The organism is Segeticoccus rhizosphaerae (genome assembly GCF_005222685.1).
In the GTDB taxonomy this organism is placed as follows: Bacteria; Actinomycetota; Actinomycetes; order Actinomycetales; family Dermatophilaceae; genus Segeticoccus; species Segeticoccus rhizosphaerae.
Map to the genome: position 1 here is coordinate 1 of NZ_SWMA01000038.1, position 21507 is coordinate 21507.

The window sequence follows — 21507 nt, forward strand, 5'->3', positions numbered from 1 at the left end:
CGGACGTGCACAACGAGCAGGCCCCGTGGGCCAACACGCCACGGGTCAACATCCTGCTGCTCGGCTCCGACGCCGGGGTCGCCGTGCCCGTTGCCCCGCCCACCGTGCGGACCACCGCGACCGCGCCGCGGCTGCCCCCGCCGGCCACGCGGGCCACCGGCGTCCTCCAGTCGTCCGCGCCGGTCGGTGGTCCGCTCGAACGAGCGGATGTGGGCGAGCAGGTCTGGGTTCAGCCGGGCCAGGTCCGCCTCCGCGGTCGGAGCGGAGGTCTCGTCGACGAACAGGTCGAAGAGCCGCTGCCCCACCATCATGTGCTGCCACAAGGGGACCGGCCGGTGCTCCTCGACGATCACCGTCGTCTCACCGCGCACCTCCCCGAGCCAGGCCCCGAACTCCTCCGCGTTGCTCACGGTCGCCGACAGCGAGATCACCTGCACGTCCTGCGGGAGGTGGATGATCACCTCCTCCCAGACCGCGCCGCGAAAGCGGTCGGCCAGGTAGTGCACCTCGTCCATCACGACGAAGCCGAGCCCACGCAGGGTGGGCGACCCGGCATACATCATGTTGCGGAGCACCTCGGTGGTCATGACGACCACGGGGGCCTCGCCGTTGATCGAGGAGTCGCCGGTGAGCAGGCCGACGCGGTAGGCGCCGTGCACGCGCACCAGGTCGGCATACTTCTGGTTGGACAGCGCCTTGATCGGTGTGGTGTAGAACGCCTTTCGCCCCGTCCGCAGCGCGAGGTGCACGGCGAACTCGCCCACGACCGTCTTCCCGGAGCCGGTCGGCGCAGCGACGAGCACCCCCGAGCCGTCGGCGACCGCCTCGATCCCCCGACGCTGGAACTGGTCCAGGCTGAACGCCAGCCCCCCGGTGAAGTCGCTGACGACGGTGGGGTCTTCGGCCCTGCCACGCTCGGCGGCGGCGTACCGTTCCGCGGGTGTGGACATGCCGTCAGGCTACGTCAGCCGGGCGGCACGACCACACGCAGCGCGCCGGGCGCGACCTCGACGCTGAGCGGCAACGGCGCGAACCGCTCACCGTCGGCATAGCTGGTGATCCCGTCCGCCTCGAGCGTGACGTGCCGTCCCTGGATGATCTGCACCGCGGGGTGGTCGACGTGGGTGCCCCGGTAGACCCGCGGAAACAACCGCACCAGGGTGGGCACCGACATCTTGCGCACGATGAAGACGTCGAGCAGTCCGTCGTCCAGCCGCGCGTCGGGGCACACCCGCATGCCTCCGCCGTATGACGTGCCGTTGGCGACCGCGACCAGCATCGCCTCCGTGTCGATGCGGGTGCCGTCGATGTGGACCGTGTAGGGAATCGGCCGGAAGACGGGGAGCTCGCGGGCGATGGCCAGGTTGTAGCGCATCCGCCCCTGGGGCCAGACCCAACCGTTGGCACGCTCGTTGACGATGGCGTCGAACCCGGCGCAGAGCACACCGGCGAACCAGTGCGCGTCCCCGTCGGCGTCGAGGTGCCGGCCCAGGTCGACGGAGCGCCAGTGGCCTGCCTCGATCATCGTGGCGGAGGCCTCCGGGTCGTGCACGGGCAGCCCCAGGCACCGGGCGACGTCGTTGCCCGACCCGGCGCCCACGATCGCGAGGGCCGTCTCGCTCCCGGCACACAGGTCGGCGCCGAGGTGCACCATGCCGTCACCGCCGACCACGACGAGCACGTCCAGGCCCGAGGCCACGGCGGCGACCCCGCGGTCGTGCGCGGCCTGCGCCGTCTCGTCGGTGACCTGGACGATCTCGTGCCCGGTCTGCGCCAGCCGGGCCGCGATCTGGGCACCGGCACGGGCACCACGTCCCTTGCCGGCCGTGGGGTTGACCAGCAGACCGATCCGTGTCGTCATCGACCGGCGCTACAGGGGGGACGCTTCGTCGTCGGGCACGTCGCGCCAGTCGGGGTCGTTCTTGCTCCGCTTGCGGTCGAGCAGGGCCGACACCCCGACGGCCAGGTAGAACAGGCCGACCATGGGCAGCGCGAGCACCAGCATCGTCCACGCATCCGGCGTGGGCGTCATCAGCGCGGCGAACACGAAGATGAGCATGACGGCGATGCGCCAACCCTTGATCATCACCCGGGCCGGCAGGACGTGTGCGACGTTGAGCGCCACCAGCAGCACCGGCAGCAGGAAGGCGAGCCCGAAGGCCAGGATGAACCGGGTGACGAAGGTCAGGTAGTCGGAGGCGTTGGTGAAGTTGAAGCTGCCCGACGGCGTGAAGCCGTAGAGCACCTCGACGACCCGCGGCATGGTCCACAGAGCGAGCAGGCAGCCCGCAACGAAGAGGGGCACGGCGGCGGCGATGAACGCCATCGAGGTGCGCCGCTCCCGTTTGGTCAGGCCCGGCACGATGAAGGCCCAGATCTGGTAGAGCCAGACGGGGCAGGACAGGATGATCCCGACGAAGATCGCGACCTTCAGCTGCACCGAGAACGCCTGGGTCAGGCCGCTGAAGTTCAGCCCGATCGACCTGTCCCCGCGCGCCTTCTGGATGTGCACGATGGGCGCGGTCAGCACGTCGAGCAGGCGCGTGTAGACGAACCACCCGACGACGGCGCCGGCCAGCAGCCCGAGCACGGACCACACGACGCGTCGCCGCAGCTCACGGAGATGGTCCGCGAGGGACATCCGCCCTTCAGGGTTGCGCCGACGACGCAGCAGGGTCACGTATCAGGAAAGGGTGTCGGGGCCGTGCTGCAGCTCAGGCGCTCGGGCGTTGCTGGCTGGAGGAGCCTGAGGCCGGAGGGGTGCTGTCGTCGGGCGCGTTCGGATCGGGCTGGGGCGGCGCGGACGACGGGGCAGGGTGGGTCGGCTCCTGGCGCGGCGCCCGCTGCTCGTCGTCGACGACGTCTCCGTTCACGGTGTCGGAGCTGGCGGCGCTGCGTCGCCCCTTGTCCTCACCCTTCATCTCCTCGACCTCCGCCTTGAAGATGCGCATCGAGCGGCCGACGCTGCGCGCGGCGTCCGGCAGCTTCTTCCACCCGAACACGATGACGATCACGAGCAGGAGGATCAGGAGGTGCACGGGGCTGTCAAACAGGTTACGGAACATGCCCATGGCGAATTCCCTACCTTCCGTGGATGGTCGTGGTCAGTCGAGAGACTGGTCGAGTCGGTGGTCGGCACGATGGCGCCGCTGTCGCCCCTAGTCTACGTGCTTGGCCCACCCGGGTGCGGCAGCTGCTCGCCGACGGCTCCTCGCGGCCCGGGAGTGCGCCCTCGTGGCCATGGCCACGGTTGCCGCGTCGAGGGGGCTGCTGAACACGGCCAGGTCGTCGGTCGTCGTCAGGCCCCTCGCCCCGAGCTGCTCCAGGGTGCCCTCGACCTCGTCGAGGCGCTCCTCGGCGACCGCAAGCTCTCGACCGAAGGCCTTGAGCTGCTGCCACACGCGCCACACCCGCCAGCCCAGGTAGGCGAGCGAGCACAGGAGCAGCACGGCCCAGAAGAGGATCCACCACCACACGGCGACGAGCCTAGCTTCCGGCGGTGTGACGCGGTTCCGGCGCGGTGGCGCCGCGGACGTCATACAGCCGCAGCGCCTGCTCGGCGCCCGCGGACACCTGCGCGGCGAGCTCCTGCGGTTCCAGCACCGTGGCCCCGCCGCCGAGACGCCACAGCAGCCGTCGCAACCAGGCGGTGTCCGCCGTGCGCAGGGAGATGGTCTGGCTGCCGTCGTCGGCCCGCTCGACCGAGTCCACCGGGTAGTAGTCGCTCACCCACGCCGCCTCCGGCCGCAGCGCAATGCGCACCTGCTGGTCGGTGGGCGAAGGGGTGAAGACGCCCGCGTCGAGGTCACGGGGGCGAGCCTGCTCAGGCGGGGTCCCGTCCTGGTCGAGCACCTCGAGCGACTCGATGCGGTCCAGCCGGAACAGCCGGACGTCCTCGGCCCGGTGGCACCACGCCTCGAGATACCAGGTGGCGTCGATGTTGAGCACGCGCATGGGGTCGACGTCGCGCTCGGTCGCCTCGTCCCGGGCCGCGACGAGGTAGCGCAGGTGCACCCGGCGGTGCGCCGCAAGGGCGCGTTGCAGCTGCTGGAGCGTCTCGGTCTCGCTCCCCTCGTCGAGGGTGACCTGGACCCGGGAGCTGGCCGCTGCCGCGGCGCCGGTCGCCTCCTCCAGCTTGGCGAGCGCGCGGTCGATGGCCGCGCGGTCACCGATGCCGGGGACCGACGCCAGCGTGCGCAGTCCGACGATCAGCGCGAGCGCCTCGTCGACCCCGAGCCGCAGTGGCCGGGCGATCAGGTCGGCGTTGCCGAGGTAGACCCGGCCGCTCTCCCAGTCGGCCTCGATGAGGTCGTCGGGCATGTGCCCCGGGGTGCCGCACACGAACAGCAGCTGCAGGTCGGCCTCGATCTGCTCGCGCGACACACCCAGCTCCGACGCCGCCTGCTCGATGTCGATGCCCTGGCGGTGCAGCAGCCACGGCACCATCGTCAGCAGCCGGGACAGGCGGCTGGTCGCGGACTCGTGCGTGCTCATGGTCGCGCTCCTCGGTGCTCCGGGCCTCGCTCCGCCCGCGTCCTCACACGGTCGTCGCCGCTCCTGCTCACGCGGCTCCCCCCTGGGCCGAGACGACGCCGGTGAATCGTCGCACCACCGCGTCGACCAGTTCCGTCGGCTCCTCCACTAGGACGTCCGGGCCGAACCCGGCGATCTCGTCGGCGAACGATTCGGCGTCGGTGAATCCCACCTCGACCCGTGACCAGCCTTCCTCCGCCTCGCGGATGTCGTCCGCCCGGCGGCGCAGGGTGTTGCCCGCGCCGACGCGCACCCGCAGCACCGCGGGCTGGACCTCGCGCTCCACCGACATGGTGTCGATCATCGTCCGCGGCTCGTGGTCCGGCGGCACGTCATACGACTCGGAGGTGCCGTCGACCGTCACCGGTCCCTCGATCCGGCCCAACCGGAAGACGCGGGGGGCATCGCGGTCGGTGTCGAATCCGGTGACGTACCAACGGCCGTGCCACGAGGCCATCCCCCACGGCTGCAGGTGCCGGGTGGTGCGCTCCCCCGACCCCGCGGTGCGGTAGTCGAACCGGATCGGCGTCCGGCCCAGTACCGCGTGACGGACCGCCTCGAATGCCGGCTCGGCCGTGCGGACCCGCGGTTCGATGCCGACGATGGAGGCGTCGTCGCGCTCCACATCAGCGGCCGAGAGCTTGCGCAGGGCCTGCGCCGCGGGGCCGCCGAGACTGGCCTGCTGCCACGCACGGCTGGCCAGGCCGAGGACGGCGAGCTCGTCGGGCGCGAAGGAGATCTCCTGCAGCGCGTACTCGCGCCGGTCGATCCGATAGCCCGGCTCGTCATCGAAGAAGGCGTCGAGCGGCTCGGTCTTGAGCGGGATCCCCAGGTCACGCAGCTCGTCCTTGTCTCGCTCGAACATGCGGTCGAACGCCTCGGTCGACGCCGTCTGACCGTACTGCGGCACCGCGTCCCGGATCCGGGCCTTGGACAGCGGCTGGCGGGTGTAGAGCAGGCAGATGACGAGGTTGAGCAGTCGCTCGGTCTTGGCGGACGCCGACGACACGGACGACGCAGAGGGTGGCGTCATGCCCGGGTCCCCGCGAAGTATCGAAGCGGAGCGGATAGCGGGGTCCCCGCGAAGTACCGAGCGAGGCACGAGCGAGGACTTCGTGGGGTGCTCTTCGTGGGGTGGTTCATGCGGCTAGTGTGCACGACGTGATCCGGTGGCGCAGCGGCGTGGTGGTGCGCGAGCGCACCAGGTGGTCAGGTGCCGCGGAGTATGACGTGCGCGTCGCCGATGAGCCGACCGAACAGACGGTGTGCGCGGTGGCCTATCCCGACCTGGTCGGGTGGCCGCAGCCCGGCGACCGGGTGCTGCTCAACGTCACGGCTCTGGAGCGTGGCCTCGGCACCGGCGGGATGGCACTGGTCGTGGCCGTGCCGGACCGGCTGCCGGCAGATCCTCCCGAGCGGCCGGGTCACCTGGTGAAGGCCCGCTACATGCCGGAGCAGGCGATGGTCCTCGGTGTCGACGAGCAGGACAGCCCGCACCACGAGGTGTTGCGCGACGCGGACTCCATCGACGGGATGCCCGTCGTGGTGGCCGACCTGCACTCGGCCCTGCCCGCGATCATCGCCGGGCTGCGCGCCGACCGCCCCGACGCCCGGGTCGTCTACGTCATGACCGACGGCGGCGCCCTCCCCGCGGCCTTCTCCCGCACCGTGCACGGTCTGCGCGCGGCCGGGTGGCTGGCGGCGTGCGTGACGGTCGGCCAGGCCTTCGGCGGCGACCTCGAGGCCGTGTCCGTGCACACCGGTCTGCTCGCCGCCCGGCACGTCCTGCACGCCGACGTCGCGGTGGTCTCGCAGGGTCCGGGCAACCTCGGCACCGGCACCCGGTGGGGGTTCTCGGGGGTCTTGGCCGGTGATGCGGTCAACGCCGCCGTGACCCTCGGCGGGCGGGCGGTGGCGTCGCTGCGGGTCTCCCAGGCCGACGCGCGCGAGCGGCACCGCGGGCTGTCGCACCACAGCCGGACGGCCTACGGCAGGGTCGCCCTGGTGGCGGCCGATGTGCCGGTGCCGATGCTGGGTGGCGAGGTGGGGGACCTCGTGCGGACCGGCGCCGACGAGCTGGTGCGCGACAGCGCTGGGCGGCTCACGGCATACGAGATCGACCTGACGGGGCTGGACGCGGCCCTCTCGGCCAGCCCCGTGCCCCTGTCGACCATGGGGCGCGGACTCCACCAGGACCGGGCGTCCTTCGTCGCGGCGGCCGCGGCCGGCCGCCACGCCGCGAGACTGCTCGGGAGCTAGTGGGTGCCGGTCAGCGGACGTCGACGAGGTCGACGACGAAGATGAGCGACTCGCCCGGCTTGATGGCTGCTCCCGCACCGCGGTCGCCGTAGCCGAGCGCCGCCGGGATGGTCAGCTTGCGGCGGCCGCCGACCTTCATGCCGACGATGCCCTCGTCCCAACCGCGGATGACCTGACCGACACCGAGCCGGAAGTCGAGGGGTTCGCCGCGGTTCCAGGAGGCGTCGAACTCCTCGCCGGAGGAGTGGGCGACCCCGACGTAGTGCGCGCTGACGGTGTCGCCCGCCGCGGCCTCGCGGCCGTCGCCCTCCTTGACGTCCTCGATGACCAGCTCGGTGGGTGGCTGGTCACCGGGAAAGTCGATCTCCGGCTTGGTGGTCTGCGGGTCGAAGCCCATGGGGAATCCCTTTCGGTGGTACGGCGTCGTCAGCTCGCGGCCAGCAGGTCGACCACGAACACCATGGTGTCGGTGCCCTTGATCGGACCCTGTCCCTTCTTGCCGTAGCCCTCGTCCGGCGGCACGACCACCAGCAGCCGGCTGCCGACCGGCTGGCCCTGCACGGCCTTGTCCCAGCCGGCGATGACCTGTCGGGGCTGAGCGCCCACCTGGAAGGTGAACGGCTCTCGGCCGATGCTGCTGTCGAAGACCTTGCCGTTGCGCCAGAGGACCCCGGTGTAGTTCACGGTGACCTGCTGGCCAGGCTTGACCTCGGCGCCCTTGCCCTTGATCAGGGGCTGGACCACGAGCTTCTTGGGAGCGGCGTGCTTGGGGATGGTGAACGAGGCCGGCTTGTCCGCCGTGACCTTGACCTTGGGCAGGCCCGGCTTCGGCTTGACCGCCGTGCCCTGGGCCGACTTCAGCGGGGTGGTGGCCTTCTGGATGTCCACGTAGAACAGCAACGTGTCGTTGGGGCCGATGCCGAGCTGGGAGTTGCCGTTGCTCCCGAAGGCGTCGGCCGGCGGGATCGCCACGACGACCTTGGAGCCGACCTTCTGCCCCGGCAGCCCCTTGACCAGACCGGGGAAAAGACCCTTGGCCGCGAGGTCCAGCGTGGCCGCGGACTTGCCGTAGTTGCTCTCCAGCTGCTTGCCGTTGGAGCCGTTGACGACCAGGTAGTCGACGGTCAGGGTCTGCGCCTTGGTCACCTTCTCGCCGTCACCTGGGGACACCACCTTGGTCTCGGTCTGGGACACGGAGAAGGGCTTGTGCTTCAGGCTGACCTGCGGGCCGTTCTTGCCCTTGCTCTTCACGACGAGGTCGGTGAGCGGGCTGTCGGAGGCCTGCGTCGCGCCCCCCGAAGGGGCCGAGGCCGACCCACCGGGCGTGCTTGAGGCCGAGGGCGAGGCACTGCCGCCCGAGTCACCCGAGCCGCACCCGGCGACGAGCAGCAGCGGAAGGACGCCTGCGGCGAGCAGGCGGTTTCGGTTCAGACGCACGCGAGAAGACCTTTGATCGGGGGGAGGTTGCCGTCGTTCACGATAACCGCAGAGCCTGTGAGTTCCCCAAAGGGGAGCCGTGAGGTTGCTACATGCTCTCGATCAGCCGGGCCACCCGGGCGTCGACCGCGGCGAACGGGTCCTTGCACAGGACCGTGCGCTGGGCCTGGTCGTTGAGCTTGAGGTGCACCCAGTCGACGGTGAAGTCGCGACGGTGCTCCTGGGCGGCCCGGATGAAGTCTCCGCGCAGCTTGGCCCGCGTGGTCTGCGGGGGCACCGACTTGGCCTCGAAGATCTCCAGGTCGGTGCACACGCGGGCGGTCTTGCCCCGCCGCTGCCACAGGTAGAACAGGCCACGTTCACGGTTGATGTCGTGATAGGTCAGGTCGATCTGCAGCATCCGGGGGTCGTCCAGCGCGAGGTGGTGCTTGTCGGCATACCGGCTCAGCAGCTGGTACTTCATCACCCAGTCGATCTCGGTGTCCACGCTGGACAGGTCGTCGGACGCGACTGCGGACAGGGTGCGCTGCCACAGGTCGAGAACGCTCTTGTGCGTGGGGTCGTCGAGCCCCTCGCGATCGGCGAAGGCCGCCGCCTTCTCGTAGTACTCGCTCTGGATGTCCAGCGCGGACAGCTCGCGTCCGTTGGCCAGCCGGACCTTGTGCCGGCCGCTCATGTCGTGGCTGATGTCGCGGATCGCCCGGATCGGGTTCTCCAGCGTCAGGTCGCGCATGATCACGCCGGCCTCGATCATCCGCAGCACGAGGTCGGCCGACCCCACCTTCAGCATGGTCGTGGTCTCGCTCATGTTGGAGTCGCCGACGATCACGTGCAGGCGGCGATACTTCTCGGCGTCGGCGTGCGGCTCGTCCCGGGTGTTGATGATCGGACGTGACCGGGTGGTCGCGCTGGACACGCCCTCCCAGATGTGATCGGCGCGCTGGCTCAGCGAGTAGGTCGGGGCCCGTCCGACGGTGACGATCTTGCCTGCGCCACAAGTGAGTTGGCGGCTGACGAGGAACGGGATGAGGATGTCGGAGATCCTCGCGAACTCGCCCTGCCGGCCGACGAGGTAGTTCTCGTGGCAGCCGTAGGAGTTGCCGGCCGAGTCGGTGTTGTTCTTGAAGACGTAGATCTGGCCGGCCACGCCCTCCTCGGAGATCCTGGCCTGGGCGTCGTCCACCAGCCCCTCGACCACCCGCTCCCCCGCCTTGTCGTGCACGACGACCTGACGCACGTCGTCGCACTCGGGAGTGGCGTATTCCGGGTGGCTCCCGACGTCGAGGTAGAGCCGGGCGCCGTTGGCCAGGAAGACGTTGCTGGAGCGGCCCCACGAGACGACCTTGCGGAAGAGGTAACGCGCCACCTCGTCGGGGGTCAGTCGGCGCTGGCCCTCGAACGTGCACGTGACGCCGTACTCGTTCTCGATCCCGAAGATCCGCCGCTCCATGTCCTCACTCTAGACACGGCCTCCGCTCTGCGCTCAGCGAAGTTGCGCGACCCGCCGGGGTGCGCGTGCTTGGGTGGTGGCCATGCGCATCCTGATCCTCGGTGGCACCGCCTGGCTGGGCGGCCAGATCGCCCACACCGCTCTCGACCGCGGCCACGACGTGACCGCTCTGGCCCGCGGGGAATCCGGCAGCGTCCCGGCCGGAGCCACCCTGGTGCGCGCCGACCGCTCACGACCGGACGCCTACGACCGGGTCCGTGGGCAGGACTGGGACGCGGTCGTCGATGTGACCTGGCAGCCCGGCTTCGTGCGGTCGGCCACCACCGCGCTCGCGGGACGCGTCGGGCACTGGGTCTACGTCTCCTCCTGCTCGGTCTACGCCGACCACGACACCCCCGGCGCAGACGAGTCCGCTGCACTGCTGCCCGCCCTCGACTCGGACACCGCTGACCGGGAGACGTATGGCGAGGCGAAGGTCGCCTGCGAGGCGCTCCTTCGTGAAGCGGTGGGCGAGCGACGCTGCACCCTGGCCCGGGCCGGGCTGATCGGTGGCCCCGGCGACCACACCGACCGCACGACCTACTGGCCGTCGCGGTTCGCCGCCCCAGCCGACCCGGGACACGGGGACGGCTCCGGCGGAGCCGTCCTGGTGCCCGACTCCCCCGCCCTCAGCACCCAGGTGATCGACGTGCGCGATCTCGCCACGTGGTTGGTGCACTGTGCCGAGGGCCGGGTGGCCGGTGCCTACAACGTCAGCGGCCACGTGACCTCGCTGCCCGACCACCTGGCCACCGCCCGGCGGGTCGCGGGGCACACCGGGCCGCTCTTGCGGGTCGGCCAGGACTGGCTCGCCGAGCATCGGGTGGAGCCGTGGGCCGGCCCGCGCTCGCTGCCGCTCTGGTTGCCGTTGCCCGAGTATGCCGGGTTCTCGGCCCGCGACATCGGCGCGGCCCTGCGGGCCGGTCTGACGCCACGGCCCCTGGCCGAGACGCTGGCCGACGGCCTGGCCTGGGCGCGCGAACAACCGGACGACCGCACCCGGTCTGCGGGGCTCACGGACGACGAGGAGCGCGAGCTGCTCGCCGCCGCCCGCCACACCTGACGCCGCTCGACCCTCACGCCGTCGTCGTCAGCCCAGCGAGTCCACCCAGGCCTCGTGCAAGGCCGCGTAGCGTCCACCCTCGGTGCCGATCAGGTCCGCCGGGGTGCCGTCCTCGACGATCCGCCCGTGCTCGAGCACGAGCACCCGGTCGGCCACCGCCACGGTGGAGAGGCGATGGGCGATGATCAGCGCGGTGCGGTCGGCCAACACCGTACGCAGCGCCTGCTGCACGAGCCGCTCGCTCGGCACGTCGAGGCTGGAGGTGGCCTCGTCGAGGATGAGGACGGCGGGGTCCGCCAGGAACGCGCGGGCAAAGGTGATCAGTTGGCGCTGGCCGGCCGAGAACCGGCCGCCCCGCTTGCCCACGTCCGTCGCATAGCCGTCGGGAAGGACCGAGACGAACTCGTGTGCGCCCACGGCGCGAGCCGCCGCCTCGACCTCCGCATCGGTGGCCTCCGGCTTGCCGAAGCGGATGTTGTCCGCCACCGTGCCGTCGAACATGAAGTTCTCCTGCGTCACCATGACCACGTGCCGGCGCAGGTCCTGGTCGCGCAGGTCCCGCAGGTCCACGCCGTCCAGCCGGATGCTTCCGGCGCCCGGGTCGTAGAACCGCGCGATCAGCTTGGCGATGGTGGTCTTGCCCGCACCGGTCGTGCCGACCAGGGCGATCGTCTGCCCGGCCGGGACGGTGAGGTCGAGGTGCGGCAGCACCTGCTTCTCCGGGGTGTAGGAGAACTCGACGCCGTCGAAGACGACCGCGCCGTGACTCTCCTGCAGCTCCCGCGGCCGTGCGGGGTCACCGACGCTCGGCTCCTCCTCGAGCACGCCCGAGAGCTTCTCGAGGGCCGCCGAGGCCGACTGGAAGGTGTTGTAGAACTGCGAGATCTCCTGCATCGGCTCGAAGAACATCCGCAGGTAGAGCAGGAACGCGGTGAGCACCCCGATGGTCATGGCGCCGTGGTAGACCCGCCACCCGCCGTAGATGATCACGACCCCCATCGTGACGTTGCCGACGAACTTGATGGTCGGCATGAAGACCGCCACCAGCTTGAACGACTTCTCGTTGGCGAACTGGTAGCGCTCGGTCACGTCCTCGAAGATGTCCTGGTTGCGGCGCTCGCGGCGATAGGACTGGACGGCGCGGATCCCGGTCATCGTCTCCACGAAGTGCACGATCACCAGGGCCGCGTTCTCTCGCACGGCGCGGTAGGCCTTGGCCGAGGCGTCGCGGAACCACCGGACGACCAGCAACAGGATCGGGAAGCCGATCAGGCAGACGAGGCCGAGCTTGACGTCCAGGTAGACCAGCAGGAAGGCCGTGCCGATCATGGTCAGCAGCGCCGTGACCAGCCCGTCGAAGCCGTTGCTCAGCAGCTCCTGGATCGCGTCGATGTCGTTGGTGAGCCTGCTGACCACCCGACCGGAGGTGTAGCGGTCGTGGAAGGCGACGTCGAGCCGCTGGAAGTGCCGGAAGAGGCGGCGGCGCAGCTCCAGCAGGATCTTCTGGCCGATCTTGCCCGACAGCGCCAGGAAGAAGACCCGGCTCACGGCCTGGATCACCACGACCACGACCAGGACGACGAGGACTTCCACCAGCGCCCGCGCGCTGCCGCCGGCGAGCAGCGGCGGAACCCCGTGGTCGATCCCGCGCTGGACCAGGATCGGCACGGACAGCCGGGTGGCGTTCTCGATCAGCACCACCAGCACGAGCAGCAGCACCGTGGACTTGTAGGGCCGCAGCAGGTCTCCGAGCAGGCGGCGGCTGCGTTCCTTCAGCCGCAGGCCGACCGCGTCGGGGATGTCGTCCTGGTGCTCAGCGGCGACGCCGCGCCAGTCGGCCTCGGTCTCCGGTCGTGCGTCCTGTTCGCGCTGGGGCGCGGGGGCCTGCCCCTGGGCCTGCGGGGTCATCGCCGCGACTCCTCATACTCTGGCTCCACCCGTTCGTCCGCGTCGCAATGGTCGGCGTATGCCGTCCGCTCCGCCTCGGTCTCGCCGCGGGCGTCGCGCCAGGGCTCCTCGTCGTCCATCCCGCGCTCCCGGTCCGGGTCGACGTCGTCGTCGGCCGCCAGCAGGTAGCGGTAGGCCGGCACGGTCTCCAACAGTTCCTGGTGGGTGCCCACCGCAGTGATCCGGCCGTCCTGCAGCAGCGCCACCTTGTCGGCCAGCAGCACGGTGGAGGCCCGGTGGGCGACGACGATGCCGGTCACGTCGACGAGGACCCGTCGCAGGGCTTCCTCGACCAGCGCCTCGGTGTGCACGTCCAGGGCAGACAGGGTGTCGTCCAGGACCAGGATCCTGGGGTGGGTCAGCACGGCGCGGGCGAGCGCGAGCCGCTGCCGCTGCCCGCCGGACAGGCTCATCCCCTGCTCGCCGATGCGGGTCTCCAGGCCCCACGGCAGATCCCGGACGAAGTGCGCCTGCGCCACGTCGAGCGCCTCGTTCATCTCCTCCTCGGTGGCCTCCGGCCGGCCGAGCGTGAGGTTCTCGCGGACCGACATCGAGAACAGCGTCGCGTCCTCGAAGGCGGTCGCCACGATCTGGCGCAGGTCGCCGAGGGTGAGGTCGCGGATGTCGACGCCGTCGATGGTGATCCGGCCGCCGGTCACGTCCTGGAGCCGGGGCACCAGCGCGGTGAACGCGGTCTTGCCGGCACCGGTCGCCCCGACCAGCGCCACCGTCTCCCCCGGCGCGATGTCGAGGTCGAGGTCGTGCAACAGGTCCTCGTCGGCGTCGGAGAAGCGGAAGCTCACCGATTCGAACCGCAGGTGGCCGCGGGGCTCGACCAGCTCCTGGTCACCGTCCGGGATGCTCGGCACGGTGTCGAAGACCTCGGTGATCCGGTCGGCCGCGGTCATCGCCTCCTGCGTCATCGACAGCAGGAAGCCGAGGGAGGCGATCGGCCACACCAGCGAGAGCATCAGCGTGATGAAGGCGACCAGGGTTCCCATGGTCAGCTTGTCCTGCCCGGCGGCGATCGCGCCGAAGCCGAGCACCACGATCAGCGTGAGCGTGGGAATGATCTCGAGCAGGGTCCAGAAGCGGGCCTGCAGGCGCACCTTCTCCATCGAGGTGTCGTAGAGCGTGACGGCCCGGTCGTCGAACCGCTCGAAGACGTGCTCGGCGCGGCCGAACGCCTTGATCACCCGCACCCCGTGGGCGCCCTCCTCGACCAGGGTCGCCACGTCACCGGTCTGGTCCTGGACCCGCCGGGAGATCTTGGTGTACTTCCGCTCGTTGTTCAGCACCAGCATCACGATCGGCACGATGGAGACCAGCACGACCAGGCCGAGCGGCCAGTACATCTTCAGCAGGATCGCGGTGACGACCAGGACCTGCAACATGTTGAGGATCATGAACAGCAGCCCGAAACCGAGGAACCGGCGCACTGTCGAGAGGTCGTTCATGACCCGGGACAGCAGCTGGCCGGACTGCCACCGGCCGTGGAAGCCCATCGGCAGCCGCTGCATGTGCGCGTAGAGGTCCTTGCGGATCTCGGCCTCGACGCCCAGCGTGGCGCGGGCGACGACCCACCGCCGGATGAACATCAGGATGGCCTCGAGGGCGCCGAGGGCCAGGGCGAACGCACCGAGGGTGAACAGCCCCCGCTCGTCGCGTTGCGCGATCGGCCCGTCGATGACGGCCTTGGTCACGAGAGGCACCACGATGGTCGTCCCGATGCCGAGGACCGCGACGACGACCATGACGATCCAGCGCGACAGGTAGGGCCGCAGGTAGCCGTGCAACCGCAGCAGCGAGCTGTAGCGGCTGGGCCGCTGCGGTCGCGGGGCGAGTGGGGGCGCGGGCCGCAACGCCGCCGTCGACCTGCCGGACCGCACGGCGCCCGGGGGTGCTTCTGGTGGATGAGTCGAACCGGTCTGGTCGGGGCGGTGTTCCGGTTCGAGCGACATCAGTGGTGCGGCCCTGCTCTCTGACGACGTGAGTGGCCCGGCGACTGGCGGCTGTCCCCCGGGATGCGGTGCTGAGGCTACCTCATTATGCCGTCCCGTACTGACGTCGCGCGACCGAATTACTCCGCCGGGTCGCGGTCCTGCCCCTGGGTCTGCGGGTTGGTGCTCAAGGTCTCGTGCAGGCCGGGTCGGACCTCGTCGTGGCCCGGGATGTCCATCGTCGGGTCCTCGCGGTTGAGCAGCGAGTCGAGCAGCGGTCCCCCGAGCCGGCGGAAGCTCCGGCGCGGGCGCCGGCGGTCGAGTACGGCCACCTCGAGCTGCCCGGCCCCGAGCTGCCGCGACTCACCGCCGGACGGATCCTGACCGAGCAGCTCCACTGCCAGAGCCAGCGAGTCGGCCAGCGGCATCCCGGCCCTCCAACGCTCCTGCAGCCCCGAGGTGATCTGCTCGCCGGCACCGCCCATGGCCACGAACCCCTCCTCGTAGGCGACCGACCCGTCATACGTCAGCCGGTAGATCTGGTCCTGGTCGGTGGCGCTGCCCACCTGGGCCACCACGATCTCGACCTCGTAGGGCTTCTGCTCCTGGGTGAAGACCGCACCGAGGGTCTGGGCGTAGGCGTTGGCCAGACCACGCGCGGTGACATCGGTGCGATCGTAGGAGTAGCCGCGCAGGTCCGCGTAGCGCACGCCGGCGACCCGCAGGTTCTCGTACTCGTTGTACTTGCCCACGGCGGCGAACGCGATGCGGTCGTAGATCTCCGAGACCTTGTGCAGGGCCCGCGTCGGGTTCTCGGCGACGAACGCGATGCCGTGTTCGTAGCCCAGGGCCACGACCGAGCGGCCTCGGGCAATTCCCTTGCGCGCGTAGTCTGCCCGGTCCTTCATGACCTGCTCGGGCGAGACGTAGAACGGCATCGTCATCGCGCACCTCCGGGGTTGCCTCGTCGGTCGGCGACGATCTGCTCGACGACCGCCTCGAGCCGCTCGTCATCCAGGAACCGGGTGCCGGCCTGGTCGATGACCGCCAGCGTCGGCCAGATCCGCCGGCCCAGGTCTGGCCCACCGGTGGCCGAGTCGTCGTCGGCCGCGTCGTAGAGGGCCTCGATGGCGACGCGCACCCCTTCGTCCAGGGTCAGGTCCGGCTTCCACAGCTTCTTCAACGAGCCGCGGGCGAACAGCGAACCCGAGCCGATGCTGTGGTGGTGGTGCTCCTCGTAGCAGCCTCCGGTGACGTCGTAGGAGAAGATCCGGCCCTCGTCCCGGTCGAGGTCGAAGCCGGCGAACATCGGCACGACCGTCAGGCCCTGCATCGCGAGGCCGAGGTTGCCCCGGATCATCGTCGCGAGCCGGTTGGCCTTGCCCTCGAGCGAGAGCAGCGTGCCCTCGAGCTTCTCGTAGTGCTCGAGCTCCACCTGGAACAGCTTGACCAGCTCGATGGCGACCCCAGCAGTGCCGGCGATGCCGACCGCGGAGTAGTCGTCAGCCGCAAAGACCTTCTCCATGTCGCGGTTGGCGATCAAGCTGCCCATCGTGGCCCGGCGGTCGCCGGCCATGATGACGCCGGAGCCGTGGGCCAGCGAGACGATGGTGGTGCCGTGGGGGGCCTCAACGGTCCCGCCCGAGGGCAGGCTCCGGCCCGCCGGCATCAGGTGCGGCGCGTGGTCCTTCAGGAACTCGGTGAACGACGAGGAGCCGGTGGACAGGTATGCCGCGGGCAGCCTTCCGTCGTTCACTGGCCACCCTTCTGGACGAAGCCCCGCACGAACTCCTCGGCATTCGACTCGAGCACGTCGTCGATCTCGTCGAGGACGCTGTCGATGTCCTCGTCGAGGGCCTCCTTGTCCGCTGCGGCCTCGGGCGCCGGCGTGGGCCCGGGGACCTCGTCCGGCTCGTCCTCGCGACGCTGCGGTCGGCTGTGCTCCTGACCTGGCATCCGTCTCATCCTCCGTCTGGGCCGCGGTCCCGCTGCCGTTCGCAGGACCCTTACTCCGACCCTAACGGGCCGCACCCGCGGTGTCTCGGGGGCTCCACCACCTGAACGCGTCGGCTCGCCCTCAGCCGGACGCGGACGCGAGCCCCTCGAGCAGCGCCGCCGCGCTGTCGCTCTGGTCCAGCAGGGCGCCCACGCCGTCCCGGGTGCCGCGCAGCGGCTCGAGCATCGGCACACGTTGCAGCGACGGGTGCCCGGGCACATCGAAGATGACCGAGTCCCACGAGGCGGCCGCCACCTCGCGCGGGAACTTCTCCAGGCAGCGGCCACGGAAGTAGGCCCGCGTGTCCTCCGGCGGCTCGGTCATCGCGGCCTTCACCGCGACGTCGTCGATCAGCCGCTCGATCCGCCCGCGCTGCTCCATCCGGTTGAACAACCCCTTGTCGGGGCGCACGTCGGACCACTGGATATCGATCGCCCGCAGCCGGGAGTCGGACCACTCCAGGCCGTCCCGGTCGCGGTAGCTCTGCAGGAGCGAGAGCTTGGCCACCCAGTCGAGCTCGCGAACACACTCCATCGGGTCGCGCTCGAGACGGGTGAGCACCGAGGACCACCGCGACATCACCTCGGCCGTGTCCGGGTCCACCTCGCCGGGAGAACGCTCCTGCAGGTAGCGGTCGACCTGCTCGAAGTAGGCCCACAGCAGCTGGACGGGGGTGAGTCGACGACCGTCCTTGAGCGCGACGAGGGTCTGCAGGGTGGGGTCGTGCGAGACGGCGCGCAGTGCCGCGACCGGGTGGTCGAGCGCGAGGTCGACGCGCAGCGCCCGGTCCTCGATCATCGCGAGCACCAGGCTGGTCGTGCCCAGCTTCAACAGGTTTGCCACGTCGCACTGGTTGGCGTCGCCGAGGATGACGTGCAGCCGCCGGTAGCGGTCGGCCACGGCGTGCGGTTCGTCGCGGGTGTTGATGATCGGCCGTTTCAACGTGGTCTCGAGCCCGACCTCGACCTCGAAGAAGTCCGACCGCTGGGCGATCTGGTAGCCGGCCGTGGTCGACTCGGTCCCGATGCCCACCCTCCCCGACCCGCACATCGCCTGCCGGACGACGAAGAAGGGGATGAGGTGCCGCACGATGTCGGTGAACGGCGTCTCGCGGGGCATCAGGTAGTTCTCGTGGGTGCCGTAGGACGCGCCCTTGCCGTCGGTGTTGTTCTTGTAGAGGTTCACGCCGGGCTGACCGGTGCGCGACAGCAGCCGGACCGCGTCGCGCATGACCAGCTCGCCGGCCCGGTCCCAGGTCACCGCGGCCCGGGGTGAGGTCACCTCCGGCGAGCTGTACTCGGGGTGGGCGTGGTCGACATACAGGCGGGCGCCGTTGGTGAGCACCACGTTGGCGAGGGTGGGGTCCTCCTCGTCGGTCAGCTGGCTCGCCTCGGCCATCTGCCGGCCCATCTCGAAGCCCCGCGCGTCGCGCAGCGGCGCCTCGTTCTCGTAGTCCCAGCTGGCCTGTGCCGCCCGCATGCCCTGCTGGGTGGCGTAGGCGTTGACCACCTGCCCGGACAGCAGCATCGGGTTGGCCGTCGGGTCGCCGGGCACCGAGATGCCGTACTCCGTCTCGATCCCCATCACGCGCCGCACCGTCATACCAGCAGCCTAGTGAGCGCCCGTCAGCGCTGCGGGTCCACACCCTGCCTGGGGTGGTCAGCGGGCCGGGTCGTCTGCACCGGTGACCGCACCCTCGTCGATCAGCGACTGCACCCGTGCGCCGTACTCCTCGACCAGCTCGTCCACGTCGACCCGGTCGGGGGGCAGTAGCCGCAGGGTGCGCACGGCCGTGGCCAGTCCGATCAGCATTGCCGCGACCAGCTCGCTGCGCCGCAGGCCGTCCGGGTCGTCACCGAGCACCTCGCGCAGCATGGACAGGTATGACGCGTGGAAGCTCGCCCGCGACGACTCCGGATCGGGCGAGCCGTGGGTCAGGTAGGCCGCCCGCGCCCAGGGCTCGGCCATGTCCTGCTCGCGCCGGTCGAGGATCCGCCGGACCAGCTCGTAGCCCATCCGCGACCGTGGCACGCGCAGGTCATAGGGCTCCGGCGACATCGGCTCCGCATCGGCATACAGCTGCTCCTTGCTGCCGACCAGCTTCATCACCATCGCCGGGGACAGCCCGACCTCGGCGGCGACCTCGCGGATGGTCACCGACCGGTAGCCCCGCTCGCCGAACAGCCGGCGGGCCGCCCGCACGACGTTGTCGCGTGAGCTGTCGGCGGTCATGGCGCAGACGCCGGCACTGGCTCGGCCTCGGCGCCGATCTCCAGGTCGAGCTCCTGGGAGGCGGAGCCGACGAGCACGGCACGGGACACCGCCCGCGGCACGGAGGCGTCGACGCACGTCACCACGTAGCGGCCCGCCGGGGGCAGCGTCATCTGGAACCGGCCCTCCTGGTCGGTGCGCGCCGAGCCGACGGACTCACCGGAGGGCCGGGTCACGAGGACCAGCACGGCCTCGGCCCACGATCCGTCGGCGGTGACCGTGCCCGACAGCGTCAGCGGGCCGGAGAGCCGCAGACGCCGTTCGCCCGGCACCTCGGCGAGCTCCATGACCTCCGACTCGGGCCGCCAGCCGTCCGCGGAGCAGATGACCACGTAGCGGTCGGAACCGGGCAGCACCACCGAGAACGAACCGTCATGGTCGGCCCGGCTCCAGTCGACGTGCTCGCCCGAGAGGGTGAGGATCGTCACCACACCACCCCGGACCGGACGGTCGTCGGCTCCGGTGATCACGCCGCGGACGACCACCTCGTGGGTGCGCCCGGCCGGCTTGAGCTCGTCCCGGGCCGCTTCGGGCGCGGCGGGCTGCGCGGGGGCGGCACCGGCCCGCGGGACCGCGGCGGTGCTCGGCAACCGGGCCGGGATGGCGACGGACACGGCGGCCGAGGCGAGGGCGGCCAGCGCGGCGAACCAGTAGATGTGCTGGAAGGCGTCGAGCCTGGGCAGGGCGATGCCGCCGATCGTCACCGTCGAGGCCGCGAGCAGGGCCGCCACCGTGGCACTGGAGGTGGAGGTGCCGATCGCCCGCAGCAAGGTGTTGAGCCCGTTGGCCGATGCGGTCTCGGTGATCGGCACCGACCGCATGATCAGCGTCGGCATGGCCGCGTAGGCGATGGCCGTGCCGACGGAGACGATGGTGGCGCCCAGGATGATCTGCCAGATCGCATCGGTGAGGAACACCCGGCCGACGTAGCCGGCGGCGATGACCAGCGCGCCGGTGATCAGCGTGCTGCGGGCACCCCAGCGGCGGGTGATCATGGCCGAGACGGGGGCGAAGGCGACCATCGCGAGGCCACCCGGCAACATGGCCAGGCCGGCGGCCACCACGCTCATCCCGAAGCCGTAGCCCGTGGCTTCGGGCATCTGCAGCTGCTGTGTCGTGGAGAGCATGTTCCCGAACATCGCGAAACCGATCAGCACCGAGGCGATGTTGGTCAGCAGCACCGGCCGTCGGGCCGACGTGCGCAGGTCCACGAGAGGTTGGCCGGTGCGCAGCTCGAGCGGCATCCACGCGGCCAGCACGACTCCGGTCAGCACGAACAGGCCGAGGGTCCGCTCACTGGTCCAGCCCCACTCGCCCGCCTTGGTGATGGCCAGCAGGAGAGCGGTGAGCGCGATGGACAGCAGCACCGCTCCCCCGTAGTCGAACCGTCCCCTGGTGCGGACGTCGGACTCGGGGATCACCAGGATCACGGCGGTCAGCATCACGGCGCCGAACCCTGCGGACAGCCAGAAGAGCCAGTGCCAGGACAGGTGCTCGGTGATCACCCCGGCCAGCGGCATGCCGATCGCGCCGCCGATGCCGAGCGTCGCGCTCATCAGCGCGACCGCGGAGCCGATCCGATCGTGTGGCAGCTCGTCGCGCATGATGCTGATGCCGACCGGGATCAGCGCGGCGCCCAGTCCCTGCAGCCCGCGGCCGAGCACGACCGGCAGCAGCCCACTTGACAGCGCGGCGACGACGGAGCCGGCCACCACCGCGACGAGGCAGACGATCATCATCAGGCGCTTGCCGAACATGTCGGCGAGCCGGGCCACGATGGGCGTGCCCACGGCGCTGCTCAGCAGTGTGATCGTGACCAGCCAGGAGGCGTTCTCCGGCGACGTGTGCAGGATCGTCGGGAAGTCCGGCAGGAGCGGGACGACCAGCGTCTGCTGGAGCGAGACCACGGTGCCGCAGGTGCACAGGACGGCGATGATCCACGGCGTGGGCCTGCGGGTGCGCTTCCCGCGGTGCTCGGGGCGGGTGGGCAGGTCGACAGCGGCGCTCAACAGGTCCTTCTCGGGGTTCGGCAGGCGACGGGGGTGAACGCACGTTCACTCCGTGAAGAGCCAGTGAACCACCAGCAGGGCCCCCCGCGCCAGCCCCGCAGGCGCGACCGGGCCGGTGGCGGCTAACGTCGACACCGTGTCCACCCGCGCCACTCGTCCCCCCACGGCCCCGCTCCGAACCCGGGGGTTTCGGCGGTGGGCGCCGACGCTGGCGCCGGACGTGCTCCTGGTCCTCCTCTTCGCCGCTCTAGGGCGGGCCAGCCACGACGAGGGCAGCCTGCTGGTGGGGGCAGTGGTCACGGCCGCACCGTTCCTGGGCGGTATGGCGGCCGGCTGGGTGCTCGTGCTCCTCACCCGCCGTCGCGTGCCGCTCTCGGTGGCGGACGGCATACCCATCTGGCTGGGCAGTGTCGTCCTCGGCATGCTGCTGCGGCTGCTGACCGGCCAGGGCACCGCTTGGAGCTTCATCGCGGTCGCCACGCTCGTCCTCGGCGCGTTCCTGCTCGGCTGGAGGCTGCTCGGGACCCTCGTCCGGCGCCTGCGCCGACCTTCGTAGGCTGCCG

General features: G+C 70.8%; 21 protein-coding genes. 3 read left to right on the plus strand and 18 right to left on the minus strand.

Annotated features, from left to right (window positions below):
- The 7 genes from FCN22_RS18190 to FCN22_RS18220 form a co-directional block, all read right to left on the minus strand.
- Positions 1 to 950, minus strand: a 950-nt coding sequence (locus FCN22_RS18190) for a DEAD/DEAH box helicase (RefSeq protein ID WP_137122987.1), incomplete at its 3' end; no start/stop codon positions are given.
- A gap of 14 nt (positions 951 to 964) precedes the next feature.
- On the minus strand, positions 965 to 1861 hold the full coding sequence (locus tag FCN22_RS18195; RefSeq protein WP_137122988.1) for a diacylglycerol kinase: 897 nt from the start codon (positions 1859 to 1861) through the stop codon (positions 965 to 967).
- A gap of 9 nt (positions 1862 to 1870) precedes the next feature.
- A complete protein-coding gene (gene tatC, locus FCN22_RS18200; RefSeq protein ID WP_238384827.1) occupies positions 1871 to 2680 on the minus strand; it encodes a twin-arginine translocase subunit TatC in 810 nt (269 codons plus the stop codon).
- 34 nt (positions 2681 to 2714) lie between these two features.
- Positions 2715 to 3071, minus strand: a complete 357-nt coding sequence (gene tatA / locus FCN22_RS18205; protein WP_238384828.1) for a Sec-independent protein translocase subunit TatA — start codon at positions 3069 to 3071, stop codon at positions 2715 to 2717.
- Positions 3072 to 3158: 87 nt separating this feature from the next.
- Positions 3159 to 3476, minus strand: coding sequence for a hypothetical protein (locus FCN22_RS18210; RefSeq protein WP_137122989.1), 318 nt, complete (start codon positions 3474 to 3476; stop codon positions 3159 to 3161).
- Between the two features lie 10 nt (positions 3477 to 3486).
- Complete coding sequence (locus tag FCN22_RS18215) at positions 3487 to 4494, minus strand: helix-turn-helix transcriptional regulator (protein ID WP_137122990.1); 1008 nt, start codon at positions 4492 to 4494, stop codon at positions 3487 to 3489.
- Between the two features lie 67 nt (positions 4495 to 4561).
- Positions 4562 to 5566, minus strand: a complete 1005-nt coding sequence (locus FCN22_RS18220) for a helix-turn-helix transcriptional regulator (protein WP_137122991.1) — start codon at positions 5564 to 5566, stop codon at positions 4562 to 4564.
- 128 nt (positions 5567 to 5694) lie between these two features.
- Here FCN22_RS18220 and FCN22_RS18225 point away from each other — a divergent pair, with 128 nt between their 5' ends.
- A complete protein-coding gene (locus FCN22_RS18225) occupies positions 5695 to 6792 on the plus strand; it encodes a DUF3866 family protein (protein ID WP_137122992.1) in 1098 nt (365 codons plus the stop codon).
- Positions 6793 to 6802: 10 nt separating this feature from the next.
- On the opposite strand, the gene FCN22_RS18230 is transcribed toward FCN22_RS18225, so the two are convergent.
- The 3 genes from FCN22_RS18230 to pafA form a co-directional block, all read right to left on the minus strand.
- Positions 6803 to 7189, minus strand: coding sequence for an FKBP-type peptidyl-prolyl cis-trans isomerase (locus FCN22_RS18230; RefSeq protein WP_137122993.1), 387 nt, complete (start codon positions 7187 to 7189; stop codon positions 6803 to 6805).
- 29 nt (positions 7190 to 7218) lie between these two features.
- Positions 7219 to 8229, minus strand: a complete 1011-nt coding sequence (locus tag FCN22_RS18235) for an FKBP-type peptidyl-prolyl cis-trans isomerase (RefSeq protein ID WP_137122994.1) — start codon at positions 8227 to 8229, stop codon at positions 7219 to 7221.
- An 88-nt stretch (positions 8230 to 8317) separates the two neighbouring features.
- Positions 8318 to 9679, minus strand: coding sequence for a Pup--protein ligase (gene pafA / locus FCN22_RS18240; RefSeq protein WP_137122995.1), 1362 nt, complete (start codon positions 9677 to 9679; stop codon positions 8318 to 8320).
- Between the two features lie 82 nt (positions 9680 to 9761).
- Here pafA and FCN22_RS18245 point away from each other — a divergent pair, with 82 nt between their 5' ends.
- Complete coding sequence (locus FCN22_RS18245; RefSeq protein WP_137122996.1) at positions 9762 to 10781, plus strand: NAD-dependent epimerase/dehydratase family protein; 1020 nt, start codon at positions 9762 to 9764, stop codon at positions 10779 to 10781.
- 27 nt (positions 10782 to 10808) lie between these two features.
- On the opposite strand, the gene FCN22_RS18250 is transcribed toward FCN22_RS18245, so the two are convergent.
- The 8 genes from FCN22_RS18250 to FCN22_RS18285 all read right to left on the minus strand — a co-directional run bounded on the left by FCN22_RS18250 (position 10809) and on the right by FCN22_RS18285 (position 20944).
- On the minus strand, positions 10809 to 12689 hold the full coding sequence (locus FCN22_RS18250) for an ABC transporter ATP-binding protein (RefSeq protein ID WP_137122997.1): 1881 nt from the start codon (positions 12687 to 12689) through the stop codon (positions 10809 to 10811).
- A complete protein-coding gene (locus FCN22_RS18255) occupies positions 12686 to 14689 on the minus strand; it encodes an ABC transporter ATP-binding protein (RefSeq protein WP_137122998.1) in 2004 nt (667 codons plus the stop codon). The genes FCN22_RS18250 and FCN22_RS18255 overlap by 4 nt, the downstream gene beginning before the upstream one ends.
- Positions 14690 to 14808: 119 nt before the next feature.
- Positions 14809 to 15612 (minus strand): proteasome subunit alpha, encoded by an 804-nt coding sequence (prcA, locus tag FCN22_RS18260; RefSeq protein WP_137122999.1) that lies wholly within the window; start codon positions 15610 to 15612, stop codon positions 14809 to 14811.
- Complete coding sequence (prcB, locus tag FCN22_RS18265; RefSeq protein WP_238384829.1) at positions 15609 to 16424, minus strand: proteasome subunit beta; 816 nt, start codon at positions 16422 to 16424, stop codon at positions 15609 to 15611. The genes prcA and prcB overlap by 4 nt, the downstream gene beginning before the upstream one ends.
- The gene (locus tag FCN22_RS18270) at positions 16421 to 16624 is read right to left on the minus strand and encodes a ubiquitin-like protein Pup (RefSeq protein WP_137123000.1); all 204 of its coding nucleotides are present in this window, start codon (positions 16622 to 16624) and stop codon (positions 16421 to 16423) included. Before FCN22_RS18270 ends, prcB begins: the two co-directional genes overlap by 4 nt.
- Positions 16625 to 16745: 121 nt before the next feature.
- Positions 16746 to 18266, minus strand: coding sequence for a depupylase/deamidase Dop (gene dop / locus FCN22_RS18275; protein WP_274381633.1), 1521 nt, complete (start codon positions 18264 to 18266; stop codon positions 16746 to 16748).
- 57 nt (positions 18267 to 18323) lie between these two features.
- Positions 18324 to 18896 carry a TetR/AcrR family transcriptional regulator gene (locus tag FCN22_RS18280; RefSeq protein ID WP_137123001.1) on the minus strand — a complete coding sequence of 191 codons (573 nt, stop codon included), beginning with the start codon at positions 18894 to 18896 and terminating at the stop codon, positions 18324 to 18326.
- Positions 18893 to 20944 carry an MFS transporter gene (locus FCN22_RS18285; RefSeq protein ID WP_238384830.1) on the minus strand — a complete coding sequence of 684 codons (2052 nt, stop codon included), beginning with the start codon at positions 20942 to 20944 and terminating at the stop codon, positions 18893 to 18895. Before FCN22_RS18285 ends, FCN22_RS18280 begins: the two co-directional genes overlap by 4 nt.
- A 220-nt stretch (positions 20945 to 21164) precedes the next feature.
- Here FCN22_RS18285 and FCN22_RS18290 point away from each other — a divergent pair, with 220 nt between their 5' ends.
- A complete protein-coding gene (locus FCN22_RS18290) occupies positions 21165 to 21500 on the plus strand; it encodes a DUF3054 domain-containing protein (RefSeq protein WP_238384831.1) in 336 nt (111 codons plus the stop codon).
- The last annotated feature ends 7 nt before the right edge of the window (positions 21501 to 21507 follow it).

Coding starts and splice junctions, on each gene's coding strand:
- FCN22_RS18195 (WP_137122988.1), bottom strand. CDS start 1,861: ATGACGACACGGATCGGTCTGCTGGTCAACCCCACGGCCGGCAAGGGA.
- tatA (WP_238384828.1), bottom strand. CDS start 3,071: ATGGGCATGTTCCGTAACCTGTTTGACAGCCCCGTGCACCTCCTGATC.
- FCN22_RS18215 (WP_137122990.1), bottom strand. CDS start 4,494: ATGAGCACGCACGAGTCCGCGACCAGCCGCCTGTCCCGGCTGCTGACG.
- FCN22_RS18220 (WP_137122991.1), bottom strand. CDS start 5,566: ATGACGCCACCCTCTGCGTCGTCCGTGTCGTCGGCGTCCGCCAAGACC.
- FCN22_RS18230 (WP_137122993.1), bottom strand. CDS start 7,189: ATGGGCTTCGACCCGCAGACCACCAAGCCGGAGATCGACTTTCCCGGT.
- pafA (WP_137122995.1), bottom strand. CDS start 9,679: ATGGAGCGGCGGATCTTCGGGATCGAGAACGAGTACGGCGTCACGTGC.
- FCN22_RS18245 (WP_137122996.1), top strand. CDS start 9,762: ATGCGCATCCTGATCCTCGGTGGCACCGCCTGGCTGGGCGGCCAGATC.
- FCN22_RS18250 (WP_137122997.1), bottom strand. CDS start 12,689: ATGACCCCGCAGGCCCAGGGGCAGGCCCCCGCGCCCCAGCGCGAACAG.
- FCN22_RS18255 (WP_137122998.1), bottom strand. CDS start 14,689: ATGTCGCTCGAACCGGAACACCGCCCCGACCAGACCGGTTCGACTCAT.
- prcA (WP_137122999.1), bottom strand. CDS start 15,612: ATGACGATGCCGTTCTACGTCTCGCCCGAGCAGGTCATGAAGGACCGG.
- FCN22_RS18270 (WP_137123000.1), bottom strand. CDS start 16,624: ATGCCAGGTCAGGAGCACAGCCGACCGCAGCGTCGCGAGGACGAGCCG.
- dop (WP_274381633.1), bottom strand. CDS start 18,266: ATGACGGTGCGGCGCGTGATGGGGATCGAGACGGAGTACGGCATCTCG.
- FCN22_RS18280 (WP_137123001.1), bottom strand. CDS start 18,896: ATGACCGCCGACAGCTCACGCGACAACGTCGTGCGGGCGGCCCGCCGG.